This is a genomic window from Secundilactobacillus odoratitofui DSM 19909 = JCM 15043, from assembly GCF_001434895.1.
GTDB classification, from domain to species: Bacteria; Bacillota; Bacilli; order Lactobacillales; family Lactobacillaceae; genus Secundilactobacillus; species Secundilactobacillus odoratitofui.
The window spans coordinates 182,606-209,530 of the sequence record NZ_AZEE01000027.1 but is presented as its reverse complement, the minus strand read 5'-3'; the positions used below and the strand labels follow the sequence as shown (position 1 = coordinate 209,530).

Genomic DNA, 26,925 nt, shown 5'->3' with positions numbered 1-26,925 from the left:
ATCGGAATCGGCTACTGTGGCAAGATGGTACTTAGCAGGTCAATCAAGCCGCTGGTTGCACTTGGAAAGGCAAAGATTTGTTGTTGAAGTTGGGTTGCAGTGAAGCGACCATTAATGATGAAGGTCAATAGGTTGATGAGGTCATCACTGTCATCGGCGTACAGGCTCGCACCCACAATGAAGCCGTCTTGATCAAGCACTACGGTCAGCTCAGCGTCTAACGCACGCTTATATTCAAAAGCTAATTGTTGACCAAATGGGACAACTTGCGTGTGATAACGATCTGGTTCAGACTGTGCGGTTGCGACACTAACGCCGACTTGCGCAAGCCTTGGCATGGTGAAGACAACGCTTGGAATTGCCGGGTATTGAATTGGTGCAGCACCACCTAAAATGGTTCTGGCAATGTAGTTTGATTCAAAAGTTGCGGTTGGTGTGAGCTTCGGCTGTTGTTTATCGAGCACGTCGCCACTCGCATAAATATTTGGCACGGTCGTTTGGAGGTGATCGTTAACTTTGATGCCACGTGGTGATGCTTCAATGCCCAATTTTTCGAGACCCAGGTCTTCGACATTTGCCGTTCTACCAGTTGCGCCTAAGAGATAGTCAGTTTCAATTGTCAGGCCACTCTTGGTGTTAACGACGAAGCCATCGTCTGTGTTTTCAATGCCAACAACGGCTTCATTAAAGTGGAACTGGACACCTTGATTTGCTAGTTTTTTCAAAAGCCGTTGAACGTAGTTTTGATCAAAGGCTTTAAGCGCCTGATCGCCATATTCCACAATGTGAACTTCTCTACCCATAGTTGCGGCCATCGAAGCGAATTCCATCGCAATAACACCGGCGCCAATGAAGACCAATCGTTGTGGCATGTCGGGCAAGTCCAAAAACTCCCGACTGTCATGAATGTATTGATTACCAGGGATGTTTAAGGTAATTGGACGTTGACCGGTGCCTAAAACGATGTTTTGACTGGTATAAATCTGATCGCGAACTTGTACAGAATGGGCATCGACTAAAGCTGCGCTGCCAGTAATCATGGTCAAACCTAATTGGTTGAAAAGCTGTGTCATCGTGGGTGCTAACGGATCAATGACTTGATGCTTGTAGGCCATGAGTGCGGGCCAGTCAAGCGTTGGCATTTGGGTGATGCCTTGCCCCTGGAATCGTTGAAGCTGTTCAATTAATTGGAAGGGACCGTCCAGCGCAATTTTGGCATCACAGCCATAATTCGTACAAGTCCCGCCAACTAAATCTCGTTCAACAATGGCCACTTTTTTGCCGGCCTGTTGTAGTGTGACGGCTGCGTGCCAAGCGGCGTGGCCGGAACCAATAAATAGTACATCGTAATCCATTGTCATTGTGTAACCTCCAAGTATTTTAAATAATCGTGCACGACTAATTAATTAAAATTAAAACCGCTTATTCACTGAAAGCGGTTTGTAATTTTTGATTAAGTGCTAAGGCTTGTTCGTAGTCTTCAATGGTAAGTTGATAACGCGCTAAACACGTTGCTAAGGCATCATGAATCGGTGCTTCATTGTCTCGCGCCATCTTGGTGAGACTGACGACTAATCGTCGTTTGTCATTTTCAGGATGCGTGCGAGTTACCCAACCGCGTTCCTCTAAGCGTCGAACCATGGGCGTTAACGTATTAGAGTTAAGGTGAAGCGTCTGACCCAAGTCGCGTAATTCACGGTGGTCTTGTTCCCATAAAGTGGTTAACAAGAGATACTGTGGGTATGTGAGGCGGTACGGTTCAAGCGCTTCTTGATAGAACTTATTAAATAGGCGATTAACGTTATAGACGCTAAAACAGAGCTGATCTGCTAAGTGAACATGAGTTGTCATGATGTTCCTCCATAATCAATCGTGTACGACTGATATTTAGTGTACTCGTTTTAATTGAAGAATACAATGACCAATCACTAATTAATATAGCTAGACAATTTTTAAATCAATCATCGACTGTGCAGTTGCTAAGATCGCGGTTTTAGCTGAACGAGGCTGCCATCCCAATAGCTTAGTGGCCTTTGCGTTACTTGTTTCGGCGTAAGTGCCAGCCACGGAAGCCACCATTCTCAACATCGGGTTGGCAACCGCTGCCGCCTTGATGATTGCAGTTGGGACAACTTTTGATGGGATATTCTTTGCAAATTGCGGGAAATTATCACGCAAAATATCTGCCACATCTTTCATAGAGTACGTTTCACCCGTGGTGGCTAAAAATCGTTGACCTGCAGCCTTTGGACTAGTCATTGCCAGCAAATGTAAGCTTGCAACGTCGCGAACATCGACGTAACCAGAATCAACTGGTGCAAGCACTTTAGTCTTACCGGTTAACATTTCTTGAATTTGAATGTTTGAGTGAGAATAGTCATCGGCTAATACAGGTCCCATCACGGCAACGGGGTTGACGGTTGCGAGTTCTAAACCACTATTATCATTGTCGATGAAGTCCCAAGCTGCACGTTCTGACAATGTTTTAGATTTTTGGTAAGGATGAATGCCCTTGACGGATAGATCCGACCAATCCTCCTCAGTGAAAGGTGTTGTTTGATCACGGTGACCGGCAAATATGGCACCGTAAGCCGAAGTGAGCACGACGCGTTTGAGGTGAGCGGCACTAGCGGCTTTTAAAACGCGAAGTACACCATTGATTGCTGGATTGATCATTTCAGCTTCGTTTTTAAAGTTTAATGTTGGGGTTGGGGACGCTGGATGAATCGCGTAAGTGGCGCCGGTCATAACTTCGTCCCAGTGAGCATCGGTAGTCAGGTCCGCAACTGCAAAGGACAAATCGGTAAAATCATCCCAACCGCCATTTTTGAGCATGCGTTTAACGAGTTCAGTTTTTTTGAGATTTCGAACAGTTGTCTTAACAGCATAGCCTTGTTGAAGTAACTGTAAAATAATGTGAATTGCAATGAAACCACTGCCGCCGGTGACAACTACTTGTGTTTTTGACATAATATTCTCCTTTTTGTGTGACACTTGTAACACCAGTGGCAGTATCGTACAATAACTCAAAAGCACACACAAGCTAATTCAGAGCATCTGTGACAGATTGGAGAAATTGCTATGTCAGCGACGAAGCACGCGCAACAAATTAAAGAAGATTCCCAAGCCTATATCACAACGGCATTATTTCAATTGTTGGAGACAAAGGATTTGGGTGAAATCACAGTAACAGCTCTGGTGAAGCGAGCTGGGGTTAGTCGCATGGCGTTTTATCGAAACTTCGAAACAACAGCGGATGTGATCTTAAAGTATTTTGCGTCTAAAATCAATCAGGTTTTTGATGATGTGATCAACCAAGTACCAACTGAAGAAAAATTAACCGAAATTGACCATTTTTTCGAAACATTGTCGCATGAGCTTAAACTGGCAGTTGACAGACATTATGAATATTTAATTCAACAACTCTTTAACGACGGTATGCGGCGTTATTATGATCAAAATCAAGTTTGGCAACAGTTACCTAAGACACAGCAACGTTATTGGATTGCCTTTATGAGTGCCGGCGTTTATGCGATTTGGCGCGAGTGGTTGTTGAATCGAGAGTCGGAAAATTTAATGGCTATTCATGATATCGTTGGCAAATTTCAGTCATCAACTATGTTGGCGTTAAAGGAAAGCAATTAAATTCTTTGGGCCATCATAGCCACAAGATTGCCACAGATTCGTTTTTTTGCTATACTACCTCAGCACACAGGGGGTGATAGAATGGTACGTCACGTATCTTCTGTAGATTCGGTTGTTGGCCGATAACCGAATCACTAATTGAGAATTCTCTTTCTTGGTGATTCACGCTTAGAAAAAGAGGAATTCTAATGACATTAAATTTACAACCATATCAGTACATGGAACTACGACACATTGTGAACAATCTGATTGATAATTATAAGTCGGTAAACGATCCGCGAACAGTGGATGCTGTCCAGTCGCTTGCAGTCGAACGGATTCACCAGATTATCCCAGCGGATCAGCCTGAAGCTGACCGCTTACTTGGTGTGGCCCTTAACCATCAGCTCCGTCGAGAAGCAGCCAATAAGTTCTGGGCCACGTTTAAGGATAATGTGGTGCCGTTTGCGGTACCAACCAGCAAACAAGTTGAAAAGGTCTTTCGTAAAGTTAAAAAACTCAAGCAGCCTAACTTCAATGCGCTTGAGCTGAGTGAACAGACTTTTATCGGCTGGAACGATATTGCTACACAGCGCAAGTATATGTTGTATTACGATGACAACAAACTGGCGGGTGTATACGGCGATTTATCAGTTTCTGTGATCAAGGGGTTCTGTACGATTTGTCATCAAGAATCAAACGTCTCGCTGTTCACTGCAATCAGCAAAAAGGGCAGTGAGGGCCGTTACACTAAAAAAGGTAACTATATCTGTCATGATAGTATACGTTGTAATCAACAATTATATCGTCGTGAAGGATTTGACCAATTTCTGGCCGATTTGAAGTAATAAGTGTTGATTAAATTGAAATAAGCAAAGAAAGCTAAGCCTTTAGTTGAGCCGATATGGTCAATTAAGGGCTTTTTTAGTTGTATGATTTTTTTGTAAATGAGTATTTAACTAATTGCTTTCATTTTTAAATATAATTAAGAAAAGATTAGAAAAACACTGATATGACGGTATTATAAACTTGTTGATAAAGGCATAAAAATGTAAAATAGCAATTCCATTTTTTTAGATTTTTTCAAAAAAATTGGGAATGAAAGTGAATGGCTTGATATATCAACGATTTTAGGTGTTTCACAATCAGTTTTAAATACAAGATTCAAAATAAGCGTTGTCGTCCCAAAATCTGAATGGTATATTATCACCTGATTAAGAAGCAGGTATGAGTAATATTGATTTTATTTGGAGAAAAACAGGTTTTATTTTGGAAAAATAGAACTTGGTTTTGCTGATTGAGCAATCTGATTGTACTGGGGAGTCCGGTCAGGTTTAATGGGAACTCAATTGGCGCAGTAAACTAAAAAGTTGCGGCTATAATAAATCATAGGATGGCTGACAACAATGGGAGACCAGATTAACAAGAAACGGGAGCGCCTTGCGCAAGATACAAAAACGACAACGAATCGCTACAAACTATATAAAGCTGGGAGTCATTGGGTTGTTGCTGGTGTAACTACGGTTGCATTTGCGATTGGCTTGACGACTTACGTGGCACCAACTACGGCTCACGCCAGCGACGACAACCAAACTGCGGACACTAGTGCAGTTACGGACAGCAGTAACTTAACGGCACCCACGACGACTTTAACGTCGAGTACCAGTGACGCAGAAAGTGCAGCAAAGGCAACTTCACAGGCCACAGCGACAGAAACGACACCTGAATCAAACACTACTTCGGATACTCAGACCGATAATAGTGACAGTGCAGTGAATAACGAAACTGTTCCAGAAGCAGCAACGGACACCACTCAGCCTGAAACTGCTCAACCAACTCAGACTACTAGCGAAAATAACGTTGATGCAACGACTTCAACCGATGACAAGAGTACTGCGACAAATAACTCGGCGGAAGCGATAACCGACAAAACGACTACTGATACGAATGCAACCGGTAGCGCAAAAACCATTAATGGCTTGGCCGTCACTAACCGGGCCGGGACAACCACCGCCACTGTTTCGGCAGTCAACCCTAATTTCGTTGATGTGACGGCACTGTCTAAGTCAACGATGACAAACACCACTCACTTGACGGTATCAGGTGATGGTGGGACTAATTTTGTGTTGAAAAATGGGGTGTACATCAGTACGCTACAGGTTGGTAATGCGAGTGCAACGAATGATGTCTTAAATTCCTTTAATTACGATCCTTGGCAGTTGCGCAACTACACTGTTCAAGCTACCAATACACGGATGGTCAACGGCCAAATTGCGTTAACTAAGAACTCCGTTGTTAAACTTGTGACGGGTTCTACGATTCAATTGTTCCAAGTGAATAATGGACCTGCCATGGCCGGTCGGTTGCAAACTTATGGCCTCGTGTTGATCAATAATCAAACGTCTACGGGGACAAATAATGGCCGGGCACAAAATTACGATGGTCCTACCAATAACTATGCCTACATGGATGCCGCTGGGTTACATGTTGGTGCGAACGTTTCCTCAGGGAATCTTGCTATCAACGGTAGCATGGTCATCATGCAAGACATCGCCATTCGAGGCGCAGCTGCAGGTGATTTAGGCGTGAATTACGTTAAGTTACGAATTCAGTTAGGTGACTTAGCAGTTGGTAAGGCCCAGGTCCTGAAACCAGTTATTAATACACGAAGCGTTAACCTTGCCAATAACACCACGACCTTAATTGGTGGGACGGGTACAGCCGCTGGCGATACGATCACGGTGCGCACTGTGGATGGCAGTGTGAGTGTTGCAACCACTGTAACCGCAGCTGGAACTTGGCAACTTACGGCGGCTCAATCAGCTAAATTTGCTGGGTCAGCTAACGTGGTTGCTATCGAAAACAACTCACTCGGTGATACGCCAGGTATCGCTGCTGCGCTGCAACAAACCTCTGTTAGTCGGGTTATCAAGTACGTCATGGCTGACGGTACTGCCGCGCCAGCTGGTAAAACACAAACAGCGAACTATAAGCGAAATGCAACGTCGGCTGGTACCGTCGCTAAACCGGCCGTTACTTACGGTGCTTGGACGTCATCTAATGCTGCATTTGCGGCTGTCACCACACCGATTGAAACGGGATACGTCGCTGATAAAGCGACTGTAGCAGCACAAACCGCTGCAACACCAGCAGCCTCAGTTGTTTTGCCAACATCTGCAACAGTTACGGTCACATACACGCCGGTTGCTAAGTATACTTTTAGTGGGACAACTACTCAGGTAGCACCAATTAGTTACACGAACAGTACCACCGATCCAACTAAAGTTGATGAAAGCCAACAAGTCATTCCCTACGTTAAAGGCTACGTAGCAACCGTCAACGGTACTGCATTAACGCCAGTTAACGCTGCCGATGCAACTCAGGGTTACAAAGCACCGACACCTACTAGTGCCGTTAAGGATACGGCGATCGTATATGCGGTTGATAACGAACAGGCGGCGGTTAACTTTATCGATGATACCACCAAAACAACGCTAAAAACGGACGCCATTAAGGGAATTGCCGGTGATGCGATGGTCTATGATTCAGCTGCGGCAATCAAAGCCTATACAGATGCCGGTTATGTTTTAGTTTCAGACGGCTATGCAACCGCTGGTGATGCAAGTAAGATTTTTGATACGGTCGCCGACTCGACATCAAAGGTTTCTCAAACCTTTGATATTCATTTGACCCACAGCACGACGACTTATACGCCAACGACACCAGGTACTGCTGTTGGCACGACTGCTACCGATCTGACGCATGCTGTTACGGTTACGAACATTTTTGGTGATCCGGTGAACACCCAAACGACCGAACCATCGATCATGTTCTATCGAACGGCAACCGTTGATAACGTGACTGGCGAGGTGACCCCTGGCACATGGACAACCAACGCCACGGGTGTCACAGCTGGGACGGATGATCAGAGTAAATCACTGACTGTTTTACCAATGAATGGCCGTAAGACACCGGGCGGTTATAGTGCGAAGGTGACAACTACAATTGATGGAACAGCTGTCGCTGATACCAGCATTGTGACCGCTGCCAACACGGCAGTGGTTCGTCACATTGATTACACGGACATCATGATTCACGTTCAATACGTTGATGTTGATGATAACAACAAGGTTGTTGGGACAATTTCGACTGTGGGCACCTCATTTAGCACTCGATCAACTGACTTTACGACGTTAGTTACTGATCCAGAGACAAATAACGAACTATTTGCGTTGGAAGTCGTTCAAACACCAACCGCATTAAAAGCGGAAAATGGATCAATCAGTGGGACTGAGAACGAAGCAATCGAAACGTTTACCGGTGCCCCCGGCCAAACTTACGTGATCGAAGTCCACCATGCCCATGAACAATTGCCGGTTACCACCACTCGAACAATCAATTACACTTATGCCGATACTACAGAAGGTACTACGGCAGCACCAACTCAGACTCAGACTGCTAACTGGACAGAAGATATTGACGTTTATAAGGCGGCGCAAGATGGCGCAACACCAGCAGATTACATCACGTACACACAAGACTCTGCATATTCAGCAGTCACCTCACCAGTTATCGCACAATTCGTACCTGATGTTGCCACTGTTGCAGCCGAAAGCATCACTACGTCGCCAGTTACTACTTTACCAACTAATGAAGTTGTGCCAGTGACTTATACGCGAAACGTTTTCACGACACAGCATCCAGGTGCCTACGCGGATGAATTAACCAAGACGGTAACGGAAACAGTCCATTATATTAGTGGTATTGATGGCAAGACAGTTGCAGATGATGCAACGCCAAGCGTGACCTTTACCCGAAGCCGTACCAATAACGCAGATGGCACAGTCACTTATTCAAATTGGACTCCAAGTACGCAAGCAATTGCGGCAGTGACGAGTCCGGATGTTACTGATATGTTTACTGTGACGAAGACCGTTCCCGCAGTGAATGGTGTTACACCAGACAGTGCACCGGCCGATGTGACGGTTAAATACTACAATACTAAAGTTACGGTCAATCCACATGACCCACAAGGTCCTAAGAATCCTAATGAACCAGTGGTGCCAGATGATCCCGATAGTCCAGTTTACCCAGCAGGGGTGACTGCAACTGATTTGAATAAAACCTTTACGGAAACGATCCACTTTGTTGATGGTGATGGCAAGCAGGTTACGGATGATAAGGTTGCAACGGTACATTACCAACGCAACGCCACGGTCGACTACAGTGTTGATCCCGCTAATCCAACGGTCAGCTACGGCAACTGGGAATTAGCGGACGGTCAAAATGCAGATTATCCAGCTTTTAGTATTCCAGTATTTACTGATAAGGTTTATGATACTGCGAACACGACAACTCAAGGGACCATCACTAATGGTCAATATGGCGCCGTTGCCACTGATCCAACACTTGATGCTACTTCTGGTAGCTACGTCGATACGGTCGTTTATAAGAGTTCTATTCAGAATCTAATTCCAAATGGCAATATTCCAGAAGGTGTAACCGTTGAGCCACTGGAACGGGTGATCACAGAAACCATTCATTATATTGATGGTGCTACTGGTCAACCATTGGCAATCAGTGGTGAACAAGTTTCGGTTACCTCTACACGTGGAGCACAAGTCAATATCAACCCGGATGCACCGGATGATAAACAAGTTGTGTACGGCGATTGGTCGGTTGAGAACTTGGTCGCAATCGATGTACCAGTTGAAGTAACAAGCGATGCAGATGAAACGAGTAAGACTGGTTTAGTAATTCCTGCAGGCACCAAGTTCTTCACGATGACGACGAATATCCCAGCTCAAACGGTTAATGGGACGTCGGATGATTTGAATTATGATGTTTACTATTACCCAGAAACGGTGACGTTAACACCTGATAATCCAGATAGCCCTAAGGACCCTAACGAACCACTTGATCCAAGCAATCCAGCTGGTCCACTTTTCCCGGCTAGTGGCATTACTAACGAAGATATGCATCAGGCCGTTACTGAAACGATTAGTTATGTTGACCAAAACGGCAACACGGTGGCGCCTACGAAGACGATCACGGTGAACTACCAACGTAGCTACACGGTAAACTTCAATCTGGATGGCACTTCAACTGCAACGCCAGGCCAGTGGACAGTTGCACCAGGCAAAGATGGCGCCGTAGTAAGCTCAACCATCTCCGCTGTCACGAATCCGGTTATTGCTTGCTTGATCACCAAAGATAAGTCGGTGGCTGCCTATGCAACTTCAACCACTGCCGCGGATGGTACCGTGACTTTGGCAAGTGATAAGCCGGTTGTTGTGACCTACTATCCTAATTCAGTTGACATTACCCCGGAGAATCCAGCGGGCGAGGGGAATAACGTTACACCAACTGATCCTAATGATCCACGAGTTTATCCTGCGGGCGTCAGTGCCGATGACCTCAATACAACTGCTACTGAAACAATTCGTTACGTTGATGGCATGACAAATGCAACGCTGCAAGCACCAACCACAGGTAACACGTTGCACTTTGTTCGGAATGCCCACGTTGTCTGGAACCAAGATGGCAGCACCGCAGTCACTTACGGCAAGTGGACGCCTAAAACGACGGCTGATCAACAATTTGAATCGGTAACCGTGCCACAAGTGATTGATGGTAAACTTGCTGATTTGAAACAGGTTGATGCCATGACGGAAACTTTCCCAATCGACGTGACTGCCACGGTCTACTACTACGGCGATATTACCATACAGCCAGATCAACCTGTGACACCAGGCACGCCAATTAATCCGGATGACCCTAACAGTCCGCTTTATCCTGAAAACACGACTTCACCGGATAATCCAGATGGTACTGGCTTGACTGCCACTGATTTAAACCAGACTTCGACGCGAACGATTCAATATTTGAGTGGTATCGACAAGCAAACCTCAGTCGCTAAAACGGGTATTCAAACGATCTACTTCAACAGAGTTGGTCATTTGAGTTACAACCAAGACGGTTCACCTAAAGTAACTTATGATAACTGGACACCAGCAGATCTGGATAGCAACATTTATCATGAGTTAAATACACCGGTTGTTGATGGAATGTTTACAACAACTGAAAGCAACAGTGAAATTACTGAGACAGTACCAACTGACGTATCAGAGACGGTGTACTACTATCCAGCTGAATATACCGTAACCCCTGGCACACCAGTCGATCCAGATGATCCAAGTCAAGTTCAGGGACCACTTAACCCTGGAGATTCGTTAGTCCCTTCAGTAACTGGTGATGAAAACGTCCCAAATGCACCAGAAGGGTTAACGTCAGAATATTTGACGCGTCAGGTCACTGAGACGATTACCTATGTGAATGGTGTCACCGGAGATGTTCTAACTGATGCGGCAGGTCAACCGTTAACTAAGAACGTAACGGTGAACATGACCCGAAACGCACATGTGTCATATTCAGTTATCGATCATAAGCCAGCTGTTAGTTATGATGCATGGACACCGGTTACTTTTGATGCCGTTACCAGTCCTGATGTCGACCAGATGTATACGACAACGCCAGTCGTTGATCAAATGACGGTGAAAACACCGATCTCATTACATTTAACTGTGAACTACTATCCTACGAACGTCACTGTGACACCAATTACGCCGACTGATCCGAGTGATCCTTCAGTTTCACCGAAGAATCCGGGTGATCAATTAGTCCCAACGGATGGTAAGCATACCCCAGATGATCACACACCTGTTTATCCTGCCGGTGTGACGGAAGCGGACTTAACGACTACGGCAGTTGAAACCATCAACTACATTGATAGTAAAACAGGCGAACCAGTCCATGAATCCGTAACGCAAACGCTTAAGTTCTACCGTACGGCTAACGTTTCGTTTGATAAAAATGGGCAAGGAACTGTCGTTTACAGTGATTGGTTACCAGTTGAGAGCGATACTTTTCGTGCCGTTAAATCACCTGAAATTGACGGTTACACGAGCAATATGCCGACTGTTGATGCCGTCACGGAAACTTGGCCAGTACCAGTTAGTTTGACGGTGTACTATTATCAAGATTACACAGTGACCCCAGATCAACCAGTTGCGCCAGCGGCTTCAATTGATCCTGGGACACCAGCTGATGGTGAAACACCGGCTAAGCCTGCTATTCCAGGTAGTCCTGAAGTGCCTGAAGGTCTTCAAGATCAAAACCTGAATGCAACTGCCACTCGAACAATTTACTATGTCGATGGTGTAACGGGGCAAAAAGTGGCTAGTGCCTCTAAGCAGACGCTGCGCTTTAGTCGATCAGCTTCGGTGAGTTACGATGTTAACGGGACACCACAGGTGACGTATTCAGCTTGGGTGGCCTCAAAGGATACCGGGGACACATTCTTCAAACAAGTGACGCCGGACATTGAAAACATGGTCACTGAAACGGCCAGCATTGATGCACTGACTGAAACGCAGCCAGCACCTGTGAAATACGTGGTCACGTATTATCCAGAGTATACGGTGGGACCTAACGAACCCGCGTCACCAAACGACCCAATTGGTCCTAAAGATGAAGGGACTCCAATGGATCCCGATGGTCCAGATGGCTTGACTTACCCAGTTGGTATCTCGACCACTGACTTAAATCGAATCGTGACCGAAACGGTTCGTTTCATTGATAAGACGACAGGGAAGACGGTCGCACCAAGCATTAAGCAAACTCTGAAGTTTGTTCGAACTGCTCACGTGAGCTATACAACTGATGGCAAGCCCGTCATCACATACACAGCGTGGACACCATCTGTTGAAACCGGTAGCACGTTCCCTGCAGTGAAGAGCGCCAACGTGGCCGGTATGACGCCGGATCAAGTTGAAGTACCAGCTTTAGCTGAGATGAACCCAGCACCTGTAACGGCAACGGTTTACTACACTGCTAATCCAGTAGTTGAAACGCCAACGCCTGAACCTGAACCAACTGCGGCACAAGAAGTGACGCCGTCAACGCCAGTAGTCGGAGAATCCGTCACCCCAGACGAAACGCCGGCAACGACTCCGATGGGTAAGCCGATGAACGGTAAAAAGGCCACGACTTCAGTCGAAAATACGCCACTGAAATCGGCAACATCTGAGAAGGCCTATCTTAAGACTGCCACTGCAACAAGCAATGGCCAGCAGCTACAATCAACTGCTGAACAGTCAGTTGATGAGACTAGTGCCAAGAAATTACCACAAACAAGTGAAAGTCAAACTGAAACTGCTTCATTGATTGGCTTGCTAGGTTTATCAATGCTTGGTCTTGTTGGATTAGGTAAGAAGCGTAAGCGAGAAGACTAATGACAACTTATTTGGCTTAGCAATTAGTTAACTAAACATAAAAAGCGTTCTGAACTTTTGTTCAGGACGCTTTTTTGCGAGGTTATATAATAGTTACTTAGTATAATCCATTTCTTTAGTCTCTTTAGTCGTTGCTAAAGCAATGAAGGAAACGACCGCCATGATGGCGAGGTAGAAACCAACTGCGTGGATGCCCCATTGACCAACTAACCATGAAGCTAAGGTTGGCGCAAAGGCTGCACCGATGATAGCACTTGCGTTGTAGGCGATGCCAGCGCCAGAGTAACGGGTGCTGGTTGGGAATAGTTCAGGCAGGAGTGCTGCAACCGGACCGTAAACCACGCCCATTGCAAGGAACCCAGCGAGCAGGAAGAATAAACTACCGGCCACGTTATGTTGGCCATTCAAAAAGAATGGGAAGATGAGGGCAAATAAAACGATTAAGCCAGTACCGGTCATCAATACTTTACGACGACCGTATTTATCAGCCATGATGGACGAATAAAGAATCATACCACCAAAGATGATGATGGAGCCCATCAATAAGAGCAACCATTCCTTGTTTGAGAAACCTAATGCGGTTGTGGCGTAGCTAAGTGACCAAGTTGAGAGTAGGAAGAAGAACGTGTAAGAAACAGCCATGGTTAATGTGCCTTGGAGCACTTGACGCCAGCTCTTGCGGAAAACTTCTACTAAAGGTGCTTTAGTGGTTTTTTCGTTCTGTTGTGCCATGCGGAAAAGTGGTGTTTCTTGCATCCGACGGCGAACCCAGAGGCCAACCACAACGAGTACAGCTGAGGCTAAGAAAGGAATCCGCCAGCCGAAACTAGCCATTTGGGCTGGTGTGAAAGATGATTCAAGTATGTAGTAAAGTCCGTTACAAAGGAAGAAACCAATTGGTGCGCCAAGTTCTGGGAAGGCGCCGAACAAAGCACGCTTGTTCTTTGGCGCGTTTTCAGTTGCGACTAAAACGGCACCTGACCATTCACCGCCAAGGCCGATACCTTGAATGAAACGGCAAAGACAAAGTAAGACGATTGAACCCATTCCTAAGGCTGCATAGCCTGGTAAGACACCAATCAAGACCGTTGAAACACCCATTAATAATAAAGAAACAACCAGTGAGCGTTTTCGACCTAATTTATCACCAAAGTGACCGAAAATCAGTGAGCCAAGTGGTCGGGCAACGAAAGCTACCCCGAAGGTTAACAAACTTAAAATCATGGCAATGGTGGGTGTAACCTCTGGGAAGAAAACCTTGGGGAAATAAGTGGCGGCTGCGGTACCATAAGCGTAAAAGTCGAAGAATTCAATTGCAGTACCAATCATTGAAGCTAAGATAACAGTTTTAATCGGGTCACGTTCGATTGTCTTACTCGCGGTTAAAGTTGATGTGGTATTTTCCATATGTACACTTCCATTTCTTAAAAATTAATGTGATTTATGTAATGCTTCAATTGCCTTTCTTAAGATTATCCTAACGACCAAGCTCAAAATGAGTCAAAACAAAGCGCCTCGTGGTTCTAAGCACGGGTGGTCAATGAAATGGTCCAACTAAACTGGGCCTGATCAATTAGGTTAATGAAACTATATCAGAGTGAAAATGAAAAGTAAATGGCAAAATGGTTAGAAAACTAATTATTTTGTTATTGATGCTTGATTCGTGTGACGATTGTGTATGTTTAAATTGTGGACAATTGATTGTATTCATGATACCCTTTAAGTGTTGATAATCCCTTTAGATTAGGTGCTCAGGAGGCCTTAATAATGAAATTAATGATTACGGATGCAGCGAGTCAGTGGTTCGAGGACGAAATGGCAGTAGGTGGCAATCAGACTGCCGCAATTCGTTTTTACGGCAAGCTTTATGGCAAAACTAAAGTTCACCAGGGCTTTTCGTTGGGGCTGGCTCGAGTGCTTGATCCACACCAAGTCGGGGTAAATTTGAAGAAGGACGGTGTTACCTACTACATCGAACAGGGTGATAACTGGTTCTTTAAAGGGTATGATTTAAAAGTTGATTACGACCAAGAAAAAGACGCCAACGTACTGCAATATGAGTGGCAGGAGAACGGCGAACTTTAACAAACAATCTTAATCGGTGAACGTCCATGGCTGTGGCTATGGGCGTTTTAATTTGGCCGAATTTGGGAGTATTTTGCTGTTGATCGTAATTGGTAAGATGCCAATCGTTGTCTGCAAAACTGAATTTCTGTAAAATAGGAGGTATAAGGAGATTAGTAAGACTGGATCACATTTGATGACCCCTTGATGGGGAAAGGAGATTACCAAATGAAAATCAAAGTCCTTACAGCAGTATTATTGGCGTTGGTATTAGCAGGTTGTTCAGCCAAACAGACAACCAAAGATTCGGGGACAAGCAGCCAATCGGCTAGTAGCAGTCAGTCTCAGTCATCTGAGGCGAAGCAAGCAACGACCAGCGATATCTTACAGGTAAAGGTAACCGTGAACGAAGCCATAACCACTTATCAAAAGACGTTTGCGCAGACCGATATTACGAGTATTTCATTGGAAAAAGTTGGCAATCAATTTCAATATGAGGTTGAGGGTGTCGACGACCAGCGGGAACATCAATTGACGTTAAACGCGATGACTAGTTCAGTTATCAATAAACACAGTGAACAACTTGATGCTGATGAAGCCGATGGGGTCGCCAGACAAGAAGCCTTGAAGTTAACCAATTTTATTAGTCTAAGTCGTGCGGTTAAAATTGCGCAGCAATCTGCTGAAGTGACTGGCGCTACTGAGGCTAAATTGGATCAAGAAAATGGTCAAACAGTCTGGAAAATTCAGTTTGAGCAACATGGACAAGAGACTGAAGTAAAGCTGAACGCTCAAACTGGTAAAGTGCTAACAACTGAAGTCGATGATTAAGTTAGGTGTTCAAGGCTTAATTTAAGTAACTACGGATATGATTGCTCAAAAAATTAAAAAATGGTCTGAATTCGAAAGTAGGGAATTCAGACCATTTTATTTTGACATTGCTAACGTTGAATAATCGCCACAATGAGTAAGAAAATTGCTGCGCCAAACTGAAGAAAATTAAACATAAAGTGGGTGATGATGTTTTGCCAAATATTGCGCGTGAAATAGTAGATTGTCGCGAAAAAGGCGCCAATAAACATATAAGGGATCATTTGCATGATATCACCCTGAAAGTTATTCCAGTGGACCAGGCCAAAGGCAATGGATGACACAAAGAACATGATGACGGCTAGCCATTTTTTTGACCGCCATTGATAAAACAGGACGTGTCTAAAGATAATTTCTTCAGTAAAGGGCGCCATGATGACGACGGAACTAGAAATCAAGGTCAGACTTGCGCTACCGACTGATTGAAAACTAAGCATGTCAGTGACACCCAGAGCGGTGTGACTGCCAGTGATTAATTTTAGGCCGAGTCGAACGATGGCAAGCAGGATGTAGACCCCAATCATAAAGCCAAAGTCCATGGCAACGTTACGCCAGAAGTGACGACGATAAGCCCGCCAGTTAGCCGAGAGAACCTCGTGATAGAGCCAGATGGCACCTAGCATTACCAAGAGTCCAAGTAGAAACACAATCGTCGTTTTGACAAGCTGACTTTGACCAGGGTGAACGATGGTACTTCCAAGGATGAATTCAATCAGAATCAAGGCCACAGCGAGTACTGATTTGAGTGGATTTACCGGTACAGCAGTCGTTGGTTCAGAAAAAGTGATGTCGCGTTGCGATTGTTGACGGGGACTACTGAAGTCAACTGATTGGGCCATTACAACTGGACCACGATTTAACAGCCAGAATCCAAGTCCACCGAGAACAATGAAATATACGATGGCGTTGATCATACTAGTGCCCGCAGAATTACTGAGGGTGCCAAAGGCCAGTTGATCAAACGCATCGACCACGGCATGAAAAATAATTGGCAGCCATAGGTTATTGGTTAGCAAGTAGACTGCGGCGAGAAAGAAGCCGACACCAATCGCCATTAACGCTTGGGCAAAGGTGTTTGTCCAGTTGCCACTGCTGAACCCATTAATCAGATGGATCAGGCCAAAGCCAACGCCACTCAAACATGCGGTCAGTAATGCACTCAAACGGAAATGCTGCAACAAATAACTGACGAGAATACCACGGAACAGATATTCTTCACAGGCACCAACTGCTAAGCCGAATAACACTGCGTAGATCATGTTACTGGGAGCAAAATTGAAGTTGGTACCTAAAAATGAATCACCAATTAAAATCACAATGACTGGTAGTAATAGTAGCCAGTCGCGAGCTTCGCCATGCCACCCAATTTTACCTTTAAGATAATAGCGGTTAAATAACCACCAAATTAGTAACGCAATAATTTCGGCAAAAAGTGATCCCCAAGTTTTCCCGGCTGCTGAACGAGCAAACTGATGGAAGCCCAAGTTGCCGACTAAATTAACGATGATTTGTGCAACGCTGGCAAAAACGATAAATAAAAATAATGACAACAGATAAAATACGGGCCAGTGCTTTCTCACAAGAACGCCTCCTATAAGGTTTAGTTGATTTTATAATACCAGTTTTCCGTATTTGGCGGTACTGTCGAACAAACGGGTCGTTGTTTGAGCAATTAAAACGAGTTAATTTTTATCGCACTTGAGTCAAAGTGTTGCAAGCTCACAACTTAATTATGAAAAAACTGTAAAGGTTATAGTAATCTTGAAAGGACTAGGGCATACTGTTACTAGTCCTTTTTGGGTGCTCAAAAGTGGCTGGTTTTTGGAAGAAACCGGTTTATTTAAAAATTGGACCGTATCAATTATAAAAGTAGTTGACTTTATTTTTAAAATTGGTATGATAAGAGCATACAAATTAACCTCTGATTTTTGATGTTGATTTTGGATTTTGTTACTTATATATGAAGGAGTGTAATAATTCATGGCAGTAGATTATGATTCCAAGTCATACTTGGAAAAAGTTGACGCCTGGTGGCGCGCTACAACCTATCTTTCAGGTGGTATGATCTTCCTGAAGAGCAACCCATTGTTCTCAGTTACCAACACACCAATTAAGGCCGATGACGTTAAAGTTAAGCCTATCGGACACTGGGGTACCATTTCAGGCCAAACGTTCTTGTATGCTCACGCTAACCGTTTGATCAACAAGTACGGCTTGAACATGTTCTATATCGGTGGCCCAGGTCACGGTGGCCAAGTAATGGTTACTAACTCTTACTTGGACGGTACTTACACTGATGCATATCCAGAAATCACTCAAGATCTCGAAGGTATGTCACGTTTATACAAGCGCTTCTCATTCCCAGGTGGGATTGGTTCTCACATGACTGCGCAAACACCAGGTTCTCTCCACGAAGGTGGCGAACTTGGTTACTCACTATCACATGCTACTGGTGCTGTCTTAGACAACCCAGACCAAATCGCATTTACGGTTGTTGGTGATGGTGAAGTTGAAACTGGTCCAGCTATGACTGCTTGGAACTCAATCAAGTTCTTGAACCCTAAGAACGACGGTGCAGTTCTTCCTATCTTAGACTTGAACGGTTTCAAGATTTCTAACCCAACTATCTTCAGTCGGATGAGTGATGAAGAAATCACTAAGTTCTTCGAAGGTTTAGGTTGGTCACCACGCTTCCTTGAAAACGATGATATCCATGATTACATGGCATACCACGAAAAGGCAGCTAAGTTGTTTGATCAAGCAATTGCTGACATCAAGCAAATCCAAAAAGATGCTCGCGAAAACGGCAAGTACGCTGACGGCGAAATTGCACCATGGCCAGTTGTTATTGCTCGTTTACCAAAGGGTTGGGGCGGTCCTACTCACAACCCAGCCGGCGAACCAATCGAAAACTCATTCCGTGCGCACCAAGTGCCACTTGGTTTGAGCCAAAAGAACCTTGCTGAATTACCAGAATTCGAAGCTTGGATGAACTCATACAAGCCAGAAGAATTATTTAACACTGATGGTTCATTGAAGGCCGAAGTTGCTGACTTTGCACCTAAGGGTGACAAGCGTATGGCAGCTAACCCAGTTGCTAATGGTGGTCGTGCACGTGGCGAAAAGCCAGCTATGCTTGACTTACCAGACTGGAAGTCACTTGCTAACGACATTAACGAATCAAACCGTGGGACGCAATTACCTGATGGTAACCGCAACATGGATATGAACGTATTGTCAAGCTTCTTTGCTGGCGTTGCCACAAAGAACCCTAACACATTCCGTGTATTCGGCCCTGACGAAACAATGTCAAACCGTCTCTGGGATATGTTCAAGATCACTAACCGTCAATGGATGGAACAAGTTAAGGAACCTAACGACCAATACGAAGCACCAGAAGGCCGTATCTTGGATGCTCAATTATCTGAACACCAAGCTGAAGGTTGGCTTGAAGGTTACACCTTAACTGGTCGTTATGGTATCTTCGCTTCATACGAATCATTCTTGCGTGTTGTTGACTCAATGACGACGCAACACTTCAAGTGGATCCGTCAAGCTGCAGATCAACCATGGCGTAACGATTACCCATCATTGAACTTGATCTCAACTTCAACTGTATTCCAACAAGACCACAACGGTTATACCCACCAAGATCCTGGTATGTTGACTCACTTGTCAGAAAAGAAGTCTGACTTCATCCGTCAATACCTACCAGCAGATGCTAACACCTTGTTAGCTGTCTTCAACCGGGCATTTAACGACCGTCAAAAGGTTAACCACATTGTTGCTTCTAAGCAACCTCGTCAACAATGGTTCTCAATCGACGAAGCCGACGAACTTGCTAACACAGGTTTGAAGACTATCGACTGGGCATCTACTGTTGCTGAAGGTGCAGATGCTGACATCGTGTTTGCCAGTGCCGGTGTTGAACCAACCATCGAAACTTTGGCTGCTTTACACTTAGTAAACGAAGCCTTCCCAGCTGTTAAGATGCGTTACGTCAACGTTGTTGAATTGGAACGCCTACAAAAGAAGAACGGCCCATTGAACGATGACCGTGCTTTGACTGATGACGAATTCACTTCATTCTTTGGCGAATCAGGCACTCCAGTTGTCTTTGGTTTCCACGGTTACGAAGATTTGATCGAATCATTCTTCTACGAACGTCAACACTTAGGTCTTCGTGTTCACGGTTATCGTGAAGATGGTGATATCACCACTGCTTACGATATGCGTGTCTACTCAGAATTAGACCGTTTCCACCAAGCTAAGGACGCTGTTAACACCTTGGTTGCTAAGGGTGTTGTGGATGCTGATGCAGCCGCAGCCTTTGACAAGAAGATGGATGACATCTTAGCTAAGCACTTTAAGATCACTCGTGACGAAGGTCGCGATATCGAAGAGTTCACTAAGTGGGCATGGACACCATTGAAGAAGTAATTTTCTTCATTCGTTAGCATGAACATTTAAAAAACGACCACATCAGAAATGGTGTGGTCGTTTTTTTGCGTGCGGTAGGCTTACGGTAACATAAATGATTAGTAACGGAGATTGATTGAAGTGATTAACTTGTCACTGGATACAGTGCCTATTATAAAATAGGTTCAGTATCTTCGATGGCGTTAGGATTCGATCTGTTTTAATGTTTGATAGTTAATCGTTAGTAGAGTAAGAACGGTGTTATATTCAATATCAGCCGTAGTGCGGACGGGAAGGGTGGTGACCTGCAGTGAAACGACTGGAAACCAGCCGGGGACGCAGTTGAAACGTGCATGATCTTTGACACGGTTCATCTGCGAGGTACAAGACCGCCTTTTGGCTCGGACCGCCCCCATTGCGGGTCACCACCCTTCCCGGGAGCCGGGGGGTGTCAGTTAATCACGTTTAGAGAATTTTATCTGATGATATCTAAAAAGACGTGTCGTGCCCATATTTCAGGTTCGACACGTCTTTTAGATTAATTATTTATTGAGGACAACGTCGTAAGGACTGACAACTCCGGTATCTGCTTCACCTTCAAAACCAAGGTCAGTACCTAATAGGCCAAGAAATTCCATCAAAGCAGGGTTAAGACCTAAATCATCCAATTCAGTCCGATTAACGCGATAACGAATTGTGTCTTCAAGACCAGCTTCGACCTTTTGAATCCAATGTGGTTCACGAAGATATTCACGACCAATGGCGACAAAATCAATCCCAGCGTCCATGACTTTTTCAGCATCGGCAGGTGTTTGAATCGCGCCGACGGAGATGAGTGGTACTCGGTTATTGACCGTTTTCTTGATTCGTAAAATCGTCGGTTCAGTTTCTGATTTGTCATTCAATGATTTACGCCAGGCGTTACCCATTGAGATGTGCAGGTAATCTAACGGTTCATCAGCTAATTTATCGATGAACTGTAGCGTATCAGGAATTCGAATACCAGGTTCTTCGATTTCTTCCGGACTGATTCGGTAACCTAAAATGAATGGTGAGGTTGCGTATTGGTCAATGGCAGCCTTCGCTGCTTTAATGATTTCAAGCCCAAAAGTCATGCGCTTTTCGACTGAACCGCCCCATTTGTCGGTTCTGCGGTTTGAGTGTGGTGAGAAAAACTGCTGGATGAGGTAAGTGTTGGCGCCATGAATTTCGACACCGTCAAAACCAGCCAGAATTGCCCGCCGCGTGGCTTCACCAAAGGCGGTTACGATGTCTTGAACTTCGGCGTCAGTTAGTTCTCTTGGGGTCTCCATGCCTTCACGCGGTGCGGCGACTGCACTGGCACTCTCAGGTTGAGTACCACGCAGAATGGTACTCATCGACATCCGACCAGCATGAAAGATTTGGAGAATGGCCTTGGAGCCGTGACCGGTACCCTTCATGGCCGTTGCCAGTTTTGCTAGGCTGGGAATGAATTTATCGTCAGCTGCTGATAGCTGACCTTCGAAGCCTTTGCCGTTAGCAGTCACGTTTGCAACTGGACTGATGAACATACCCACGCCGCCAGCTCGTAACCCAGCATAGTATAATTCGTCGCGGGAAACAGAACCATCTTCCAGGCTGGATTGTTCGGTCATTGGTGGAATAACGACACGATTTTTAACAGTGGCACCGTTTGCAAAAGTATATGGTTTTAAAAATTGATAATTGGTCATGAGGATACCTCCAAACAAAATATTGTGAAGTTCATTACAAATTCAGTATAATGGCTATATTGGAAAAATAAAGTACGTACTTTTAAGTAAGGTAGTTACCTCAAGGTTAGAAATGGAGTGTGTCAGGCATGGCTGATGTGATTTACAATTTGGGTATTGATTTGACGTTGAGCATCATCGATGGTAAATGGAAGACTTCGATTATCTGCTGGGTGGGCATAAAGCCATTGCGAAATGGCGAATTGCTTCGACTCATGCATGGCATTTCGCAAAAAGTGTTGACCCAGCAATTGCGAGAACTCGAAGATGATGGTATTATCCAGCGAACCAGTTATGGAACGGTGCCGCCCAAAGTTGTTTATTCATTGACTGAAGATGGTCGCGAGCTTCGCAAAGTATTGGTGACGTTGTCAAAGATTGGGGAGAAAAAGGCCGAAAAATTTAACGAGATGGGCCGAACGATTCACATCACCCATACTTACAAAGAAATTATGCCTGAGGCGAATTATTCTAATCTCAACGTGGAGACGTTGGTCAAGTTTGCAACTGAATCATAGTGGTATACGAATAACGGTCAAACTGCTTTCAAGATGAAGGCGGTTTGACCGTTTTTTTAGGGTTCGGTAATGTAATCAAGAATACTAAACAACGCAGTTTCATTTTCAGGTGGTACTGGGGTTGCTAAGATTGTTTCGGCATCTTGATTGAGCCGAGAACCCGTAATGTAGGCTTGATCGTTGATGATGATTTCGCGGACGTTGGTCGGCAGTGGCTCAACGTGAAACTGAAGCCCAACAACGTGATGATTTAAGATAAATCCTTGATTCTCAACTAAGTCACTTGAAAAGAGTAGGGTGGCATCATCGGGAATGGCAAACATTTCTTCGTGCCAATGCAGAACCTTTAGTGTTTCAGGTAAATCAGTTATGAGGTGGCTTTGCAGGTGTACCGGGGCCCAACCAACTTCCTTGGCTGGCGCTTTTGTCACTGGGTAACCAAGCGCTTTGGTAATTTGCTGTGCGCCAAAGCAAGCACCGAAGATAGGTTTTTGCTGATCTAATAAGGTTAAGATCAGCTGACGTTCCCGAATGATCCAGCGCAGTGAATCGTTAGGACTCATTGGACCACCAAGAATAACTAGCATATCGGTTTCGTCAGCATTGGGGAGTACACCAAACTGATAGGGATGGTAAATATAGAGTTCATGGTGATGTTGTTCTGCCCAGGCCTGAATAGCACCAGGACCCTCGTTGGGCGTGTGTTGTAAGACGTTAATTCGCATGCGCTACCTCGCTTTCCAATCAATTCGTTTTAGTCATCTTACCACCATTATGGAGAGTGTGATTAAATGCCCGCAATTTTTAATCAAGTGTTAAAATGAGTGTCAGATTAGAAAGGGGTATCACGTTTATGGAAGATCAACCTGTCAGTTGGCAGACTAAGCTGTCAATTTCGGCAGCTGCGCTTCTGTCATTTATGGGTATTTTAGTGGAAACCTCACTGAATGTGACGTTTCCAAGGCTTACCCAGACATTCTCAGTATCACTTGGTACCATGCAGTGGGTAACTTCAGGATACTTACTAATGGTGACGATTATCATGAGTACCACTGGTTTTTTAAACCAAAGATTTGATGCGCGTACCTTGTTTCGGACCGCAATTCTTTTCAATTTAATTGGGACCTTACTGTGTGCATCTGCATCATCGTTTAGCATCTTGTTACTCGGTCGGATGTTTCAGGCCGTTTCAACTGGTATTGCCACACCATTAATGTTTCACATGGTGTTATCGCTGATTCCGCAAAGTAAACGCGGTGTTTACATGGGTACGGCTGCTATGATTATTTCCTTTGCACCAGCCTTAGGACCAACTTATGGTGGCACCTTAGCTGCATTTTGGTCGTGGCGTGGTATTTTTATCATTGCGATTCCAATATTATTAGTAGTTGCCATGATTGGTGAACGGACCATTCGATTGAAAGCAGAAGGCACTCACGACAAATTTGACTGGGTGGGCGTCGTATTATTGGCTTTAACTTTCGGCAGCTTGAGTACTGCCTTTGCCAACGCAGGTAACCACGGCTTCTTAAGCGCTGATTTTGGTGAGTTGCTATTAGTTTTCGTAATTGCAACGGGACTCTTAACGATTCATCTTCACCGATCAACACGGCGGATTTTGAATTTTCGATTGCTGTTACACCCCCTAATTGGATTGCGTTGGTTAAATTTCTTTATTTTGCAATTTATTAATATTGGAATCTCGTTTGTCATTCCAATTTTTGCCGAGGACGTCTTACACGTCAGCGCCTTTGTGGCAGGGTTGATTCTACTACCCGGCGCGTTGTTTGGTGCAGCTTTATCACCAGCCGCCGGTCGATTGTTCGACACGCATGGTGCATTTATGCCCTTATTGATATCGAGCAGTGCCATGTTGGTTGGCACGTTACTGTTCTTTTTAACTTCATCTGCAACATCGGCCATTGTCATGACCTTAATTTACGTCTTTTTGCGTGGTGGCTTCAATATGGGATTTAGTAATTCCATGTCTGATGCTAGTATGCAGATCAACCTTGAACAAAACGCCGATCTCAACTCACTCTTTAACACGTTTCAACAGTACGCCGGTTCGTTTGGGACCAGCGTACTGTCAGCAGTCATTGCTGCGCATCAAAATGCAAAGGGCAGTCTGGCACAATTAACGATTGCGGGCAGTCGAATGGATTATGGCATTTTAGTCATTTTGGCATTGATTAGCCTGACAACCGTTTTGGTAGCAAGACGGTATTCGAAACAACGCCAAGTCGAGCAACGCTAATCAAGCGTTTCAGTTTTGACGACTCGCCAACAGGCTAGAAACATGATTAAGGCCAAGATGAGGTAACAGATATTTTGAATATCACCCGCGGGGTTAGCGGCGAAGGCCAGCCCGTAAAGTGATGGGCCAAACGCTGACATACAGTAACCGCCGGCTTGAGCCATACCAGATAGTTGAGCAGTTTCATAGGGCGTTTTGGTTTTCATTACAAACATGGTCATAATCGTAATGAAGAAGAAGCCAATGGATAAACCAATTAAAAAGGCCTCGGATGACCAGTAGAACATCGAACGAGTGTGTTGGAAAAATAGCAACCCGCTGGCGACTAACGCAACCAGCCCAGCTCCAATTGTGAGTAACTTTATGTAACGTTGAGAGAGGTTAGTTAAAATATTAGGTAAAATAATTGAAACTGGCAGCCCAATGAATGCGTAGATTGCCATGACGATACCAGCATGACCAGCGCTAACGTGATGGTATTCCATGAGAGCTGGCATCCAAGCGGTGACGGTGTAGCTTAAAGTTGCTTGACCACCAAATGTGAGTAAGAAGGGCCAGGCTTTCGGATTAGTCCATAATCGTAATTTAGGTTGGGGACCTTGATCACCGGTTGTTGGTTTACCAGGTGCGATTTTTTCGGGAATTACGCGACTGATGAGTAACCAACTGAGGCAGCTAATTATTGGAATGAGTAACAAAATGAGAATAATTGTTTGCCAGCCGAATTGGTTACTGATCGGTGCGGTGATCAGGTTAAACAGCATGTTGCCGAAAATCATCGCAAATGAGTATAGTGTGGTGTACAGGCCGATTTTATTTGGAAAATAGGCAGAAACCAGTGACGGCATGAAAACGTTCAAGTGTGCGATGCCGATACCGATAAAAATGGTGCCCAGGATCATGGTTGGCATTGTCATAACCATCCGGAGTGCTGAGCCTAAAACGATTGCCAGTAGCGCATACAAGAGGGCCCGTTTTAGGCCAAAACGCATGATTGGTTTTGCGGCAAAATTGGAAAATAGCATGAACATCACGAGTGGCAGGGTGGTTAATATGCCAAGTTGACTCTGATGAACCTGTAACTGGTTTGCTAAGTGACCAAGCAATAACGGCGGGGTGGTGATGGGTGATCTCATAATAAAACCAATTAATAAGATGACAACTAATAGAGATACGCCCTTACTTCGCTGATTAATAATAAAAACTTCCTTTCGTTTAGACCTCAATTAATGTTAACTCGTTTTGATGGATTAACCTAGCCTGAGTTTACGGGTAATTTGATTAAGAATCATGAATTGGCCAAGCACCATAATGCTTAAACTAAAATGGCATCAGCTACTCAAGAGGGGTAGCTGATGCCATTTTAGTATCATTTCAAGTTTCCAAACGAGTGGGCACTAGTTCTTAAACACCGGATTACCATTTCGGTAAAAAATATCAGTTTCCCCATTTTGCACATTAGCATAACGAGCTGCCGCAAAGAAGTAGTCTGATAAGCGGTTGATAAAAACGAGTGTGTTGGGATTGATGGCGGCCTGACCCTGAAGCGCCACGATACAACGTTCGGCACGACGGGTGATGGTCCGAGCCACGTGTAAAGCGGCTGCTTGTGGCGACCCACCGGGTAAGATAAAGCGGTTGATGGTGGGAGTTGCCGCAACGTAGGCGTCAATACGATCTTCTAACCACTTCGTTTGTTGATCAGCAATGGCCGTCGTGAACACGTAATCGTGCTTTTGATCAGTTGCTGGCGTTGCAAGATCACGACCAACATCAAATAGAAGTTGTTGAATTTCTTCTAGCTCTGATTGTAGATTGGCTGTCGCTTGGTTTAGGTTAGCAGCGGTGTAACCAATCCAAGAATTAAGTTCGTCAACGGTACCGTAAGCCTCAACTCGCGTGTCATCTTTATCGACCATCGTCGAACCAATGATTTGAGTTTTGCCCTTATCGCCATGTCGTGTGTAAATTTTCATAATTGACCTCCGTTTGTTTTTTAATTAATAAACCAGAATGATTTGAAAGTCAACTTGGTGATCAGTCAGAAAAATATTATTCTACAAATATTTTAGCGGTAACATCACTTAAAAAAACCGTCGAGATGGGCATAATATGTTTAAAGGTAC

General features: G+C 44.7%; 18 protein-coding genes. 9 read left to right on the top strand and 9 right to left on the bottom strand.

Features of this window, described 5'->3' with window-relative positions; all coding sequences use genetic code 11:
• Window positions 1–11: 11 nt before the first annotated feature.
• The 3 genes from FD04_RS03395 to FD04_RS03385 form a co-directional block, all read right to left on the bottom strand.
• On the bottom strand, window positions 12–1,361 hold the full coding sequence (locus FD04_RS03395) for a dihydrolipoyl dehydrogenase family protein (RefSeq protein ID WP_056947006.1): 1,350 nt from the start codon (window positions 1,359–1,361) through the stop codon (window positions 12–14).
• 61 nt (window positions 1,362–1,422) lie between these two features.
• A complete protein-coding gene (locus FD04_RS03390; RefSeq protein ID WP_054699388.1) occupies window positions 1,423–1,851 on the bottom strand; it encodes a MarR family winged helix-turn-helix transcriptional regulator in 429 nt (142 codons plus the stop codon).
• A gap of 90 nt (window positions 1,852–1,941) precedes the next feature.
• Window positions 1,942–2,970, bottom strand: coding sequence for an SDR family oxidoreductase (locus FD04_RS03385; protein ID WP_056947003.1), 1,029 nt, complete (start codon window positions 2,968–2,970; stop codon window positions 1,942–1,944).
• Between the two features lie 111 nt (window positions 2,971–3,081).
• Here FD04_RS03385 and FD04_RS03380 point away from each other — a divergent pair, with 111 nt between their 5' ends.
• From FD04_RS03380 to FD04_RS03370, 3 genes are all read left to right on the top strand, one after another.
• Window positions 3,082–3,645, top strand: coding sequence for a TetR/AcrR family transcriptional regulator (locus tag FD04_RS03380; protein WP_056947000.1), 564 nt, complete (start codon window positions 3,082–3,084; stop codon window positions 3,643–3,645).
• A 188-nt stretch (window positions 3,646–3,833) separates the two neighbouring features.
• Window positions 3,834–4,472: a FusB/FusC family EF-G-binding protein gene (locus FD04_RS03375; protein ID WP_056946997.1), complete on the top strand. Its 639-nt coding sequence runs from the start codon at window positions 3,834–3,836 to the stop codon at window positions 4,470–4,472.
• Window positions 4,473–5,030: 558 nt separating this feature from the next.
• The gene (locus FD04_RS03370; protein ID WP_056946994.1) at window positions 5,031–12,917 is read left to right on the top strand and encodes a mucin-binding protein; all 7,887 of its coding nucleotides are present in this window, start codon (window positions 5,031–5,033) and stop codon (window positions 12,915–12,917) included.
• Between the two features lie 93 nt (window positions 12,918–13,010).
• Here the strand turns inward: FD04_RS03370 and FD04_RS03365 are convergent, their stop codons facing one another.
• Window positions 13,011–14,324: an MFS transporter gene (locus FD04_RS03365; RefSeq protein WP_056946991.1), complete on the bottom strand. Its 1,314-nt coding sequence runs from the start codon at window positions 14,322–14,324 to the stop codon at window positions 13,011–13,013.
• Between the two features lie 360 nt (window positions 14,325–14,684).
• Here FD04_RS03365 and FD04_RS03360 point away from each other — a divergent pair, with 360 nt between their 5' ends.
• Both FD04_RS03360 and FD04_RS03355 read left to right on the top strand, forming a co-directional pair.
• The gene (locus FD04_RS03360) at window positions 14,685–15,002 is read left to right on the top strand and encodes a HesB/YadR/YfhF family protein (RefSeq protein WP_054699398.1); all 318 of its coding nucleotides are present in this window, start codon (window positions 14,685–14,687) and stop codon (window positions 15,000–15,002) included.
• Between the two features lie 207 nt (window positions 15,003–15,209).
• On the top strand, window positions 15,210–15,812 hold the full coding sequence (locus FD04_RS03355) for a PepSY domain-containing protein (protein ID WP_054699400.1): 603 nt from the start codon (window positions 15,210–15,212) through the stop codon (window positions 15,810–15,812).
• Window positions 15,813–15,922: 110 nt separating this feature from the next.
• Here FD04_RS03355 and FD04_RS03350 read toward each other — a convergent pair whose 3' ends face one another.
• On the bottom strand, window positions 15,923–17,431 hold the full coding sequence (locus FD04_RS03350; RefSeq protein ID WP_056946987.1) for a CPBP family intramembrane glutamic endopeptidase: 1,509 nt from the start codon (window positions 17,429–17,431) through the stop codon (window positions 15,923–15,925).
• Between the two features lie 118 nt (window positions 17,432–17,549).
• Here FD04_RS03350 and FD04_RS12765 point away from each other — a divergent pair, with 118 nt between their 5' ends.
• Both FD04_RS12765 and FD04_RS03345 read left to right on the top strand, forming a co-directional pair.
• Window positions 17,550–17,783 carry a hypothetical protein gene (locus tag FD04_RS12765; protein WP_054699407.1) on the top strand — a complete coding sequence of 78 codons (234 nt, stop codon included), beginning with the start codon at window positions 17,550–17,552 and terminating at the stop codon, window positions 17,781–17,783.
• A 48-nt stretch (window positions 17,784–17,831) separates the two neighbouring features.
• On the top strand, window positions 17,832–20,291 hold the full coding sequence (locus FD04_RS03345) for a phosphoketolase family protein (protein WP_056946985.1): 2,460 nt from the start codon (window positions 17,832–17,834) through the stop codon (window positions 20,289–20,291).
• 521 nt (window positions 20,292–20,812) lie between these two features.
• On the opposite strand, the gene FD04_RS03340 is transcribed toward FD04_RS03345, so the two are convergent.
• Entirely contained in the window at window positions 20,813–21,985 is a 1,173-nt protein-coding gene (locus tag FD04_RS03340) for an NADH-dependent flavin oxidoreductase (RefSeq protein ID WP_056946982.1), read from the bottom strand.
• 128 nt (window positions 21,986–22,113) lie between these two features.
• On the opposite strand from FD04_RS03340, the gene FD04_RS03335 reads away from it, so the two are divergent.
• On the top strand, window positions 22,114–22,542 hold the full coding sequence (locus tag FD04_RS03335; RefSeq protein WP_082603101.1) for a winged helix-turn-helix transcriptional regulator: 429 nt from the start codon (window positions 22,114–22,116) through the stop codon (window positions 22,540–22,542).
• 56 nt (window positions 22,543–22,598) lie between these two features.
• Here the strand turns inward: FD04_RS03335 and FD04_RS03330 are convergent, their stop codons facing one another.
• Window positions 22,599–23,267 (bottom strand): type 1 glutamine amidotransferase, encoded by a 669-nt coding sequence (locus tag FD04_RS03330; RefSeq protein WP_054699410.1) that lies wholly within the window; start codon window positions 23,265–23,267, stop codon window positions 22,599–22,601.
• Between the two features lie 128 nt (window positions 23,268–23,395).
• Between FD04_RS03330 and FD04_RS03325 the strand changes: the two genes are divergently transcribed.
• The gene (locus FD04_RS03325; protein ID WP_054699412.1) at window positions 23,396–24,799 is read left to right on the top strand and encodes an MFS transporter; all 1,404 of its coding nucleotides are present in this window, start codon (window positions 23,396–23,398) and stop codon (window positions 24,797–24,799) included.
• On the opposite strand, the gene FD04_RS03320 is transcribed toward FD04_RS03325, so the two are convergent.
• Both FD04_RS03320 and FD04_RS03315 read right to left on the bottom strand, forming a co-directional pair.
• The gene (locus FD04_RS03320) at window positions 24,796–26,025 is read right to left on the bottom strand and encodes an MFS transporter (RefSeq protein WP_235805638.1); all 1,230 of its coding nucleotides are present in this window, start codon (window positions 26,023–26,025) and stop codon (window positions 24,796–24,798) included. The genes FD04_RS03325 and FD04_RS03320 overlap by 4 nt on opposite strands.
• Window positions 26,026–26,196: 171 nt before the next feature.
• The gene (locus FD04_RS03315) at window positions 26,197–26,775 is read right to left on the bottom strand and encodes a cob(I)yrinic acid a,c-diamide adenosyltransferase (protein WP_056946980.1); all 579 of its coding nucleotides are present in this window, start codon (window positions 26,773–26,775) and stop codon (window positions 26,197–26,199) included.
• Window positions 26,776–26,925: the final 150 nt, after the last annotated feature.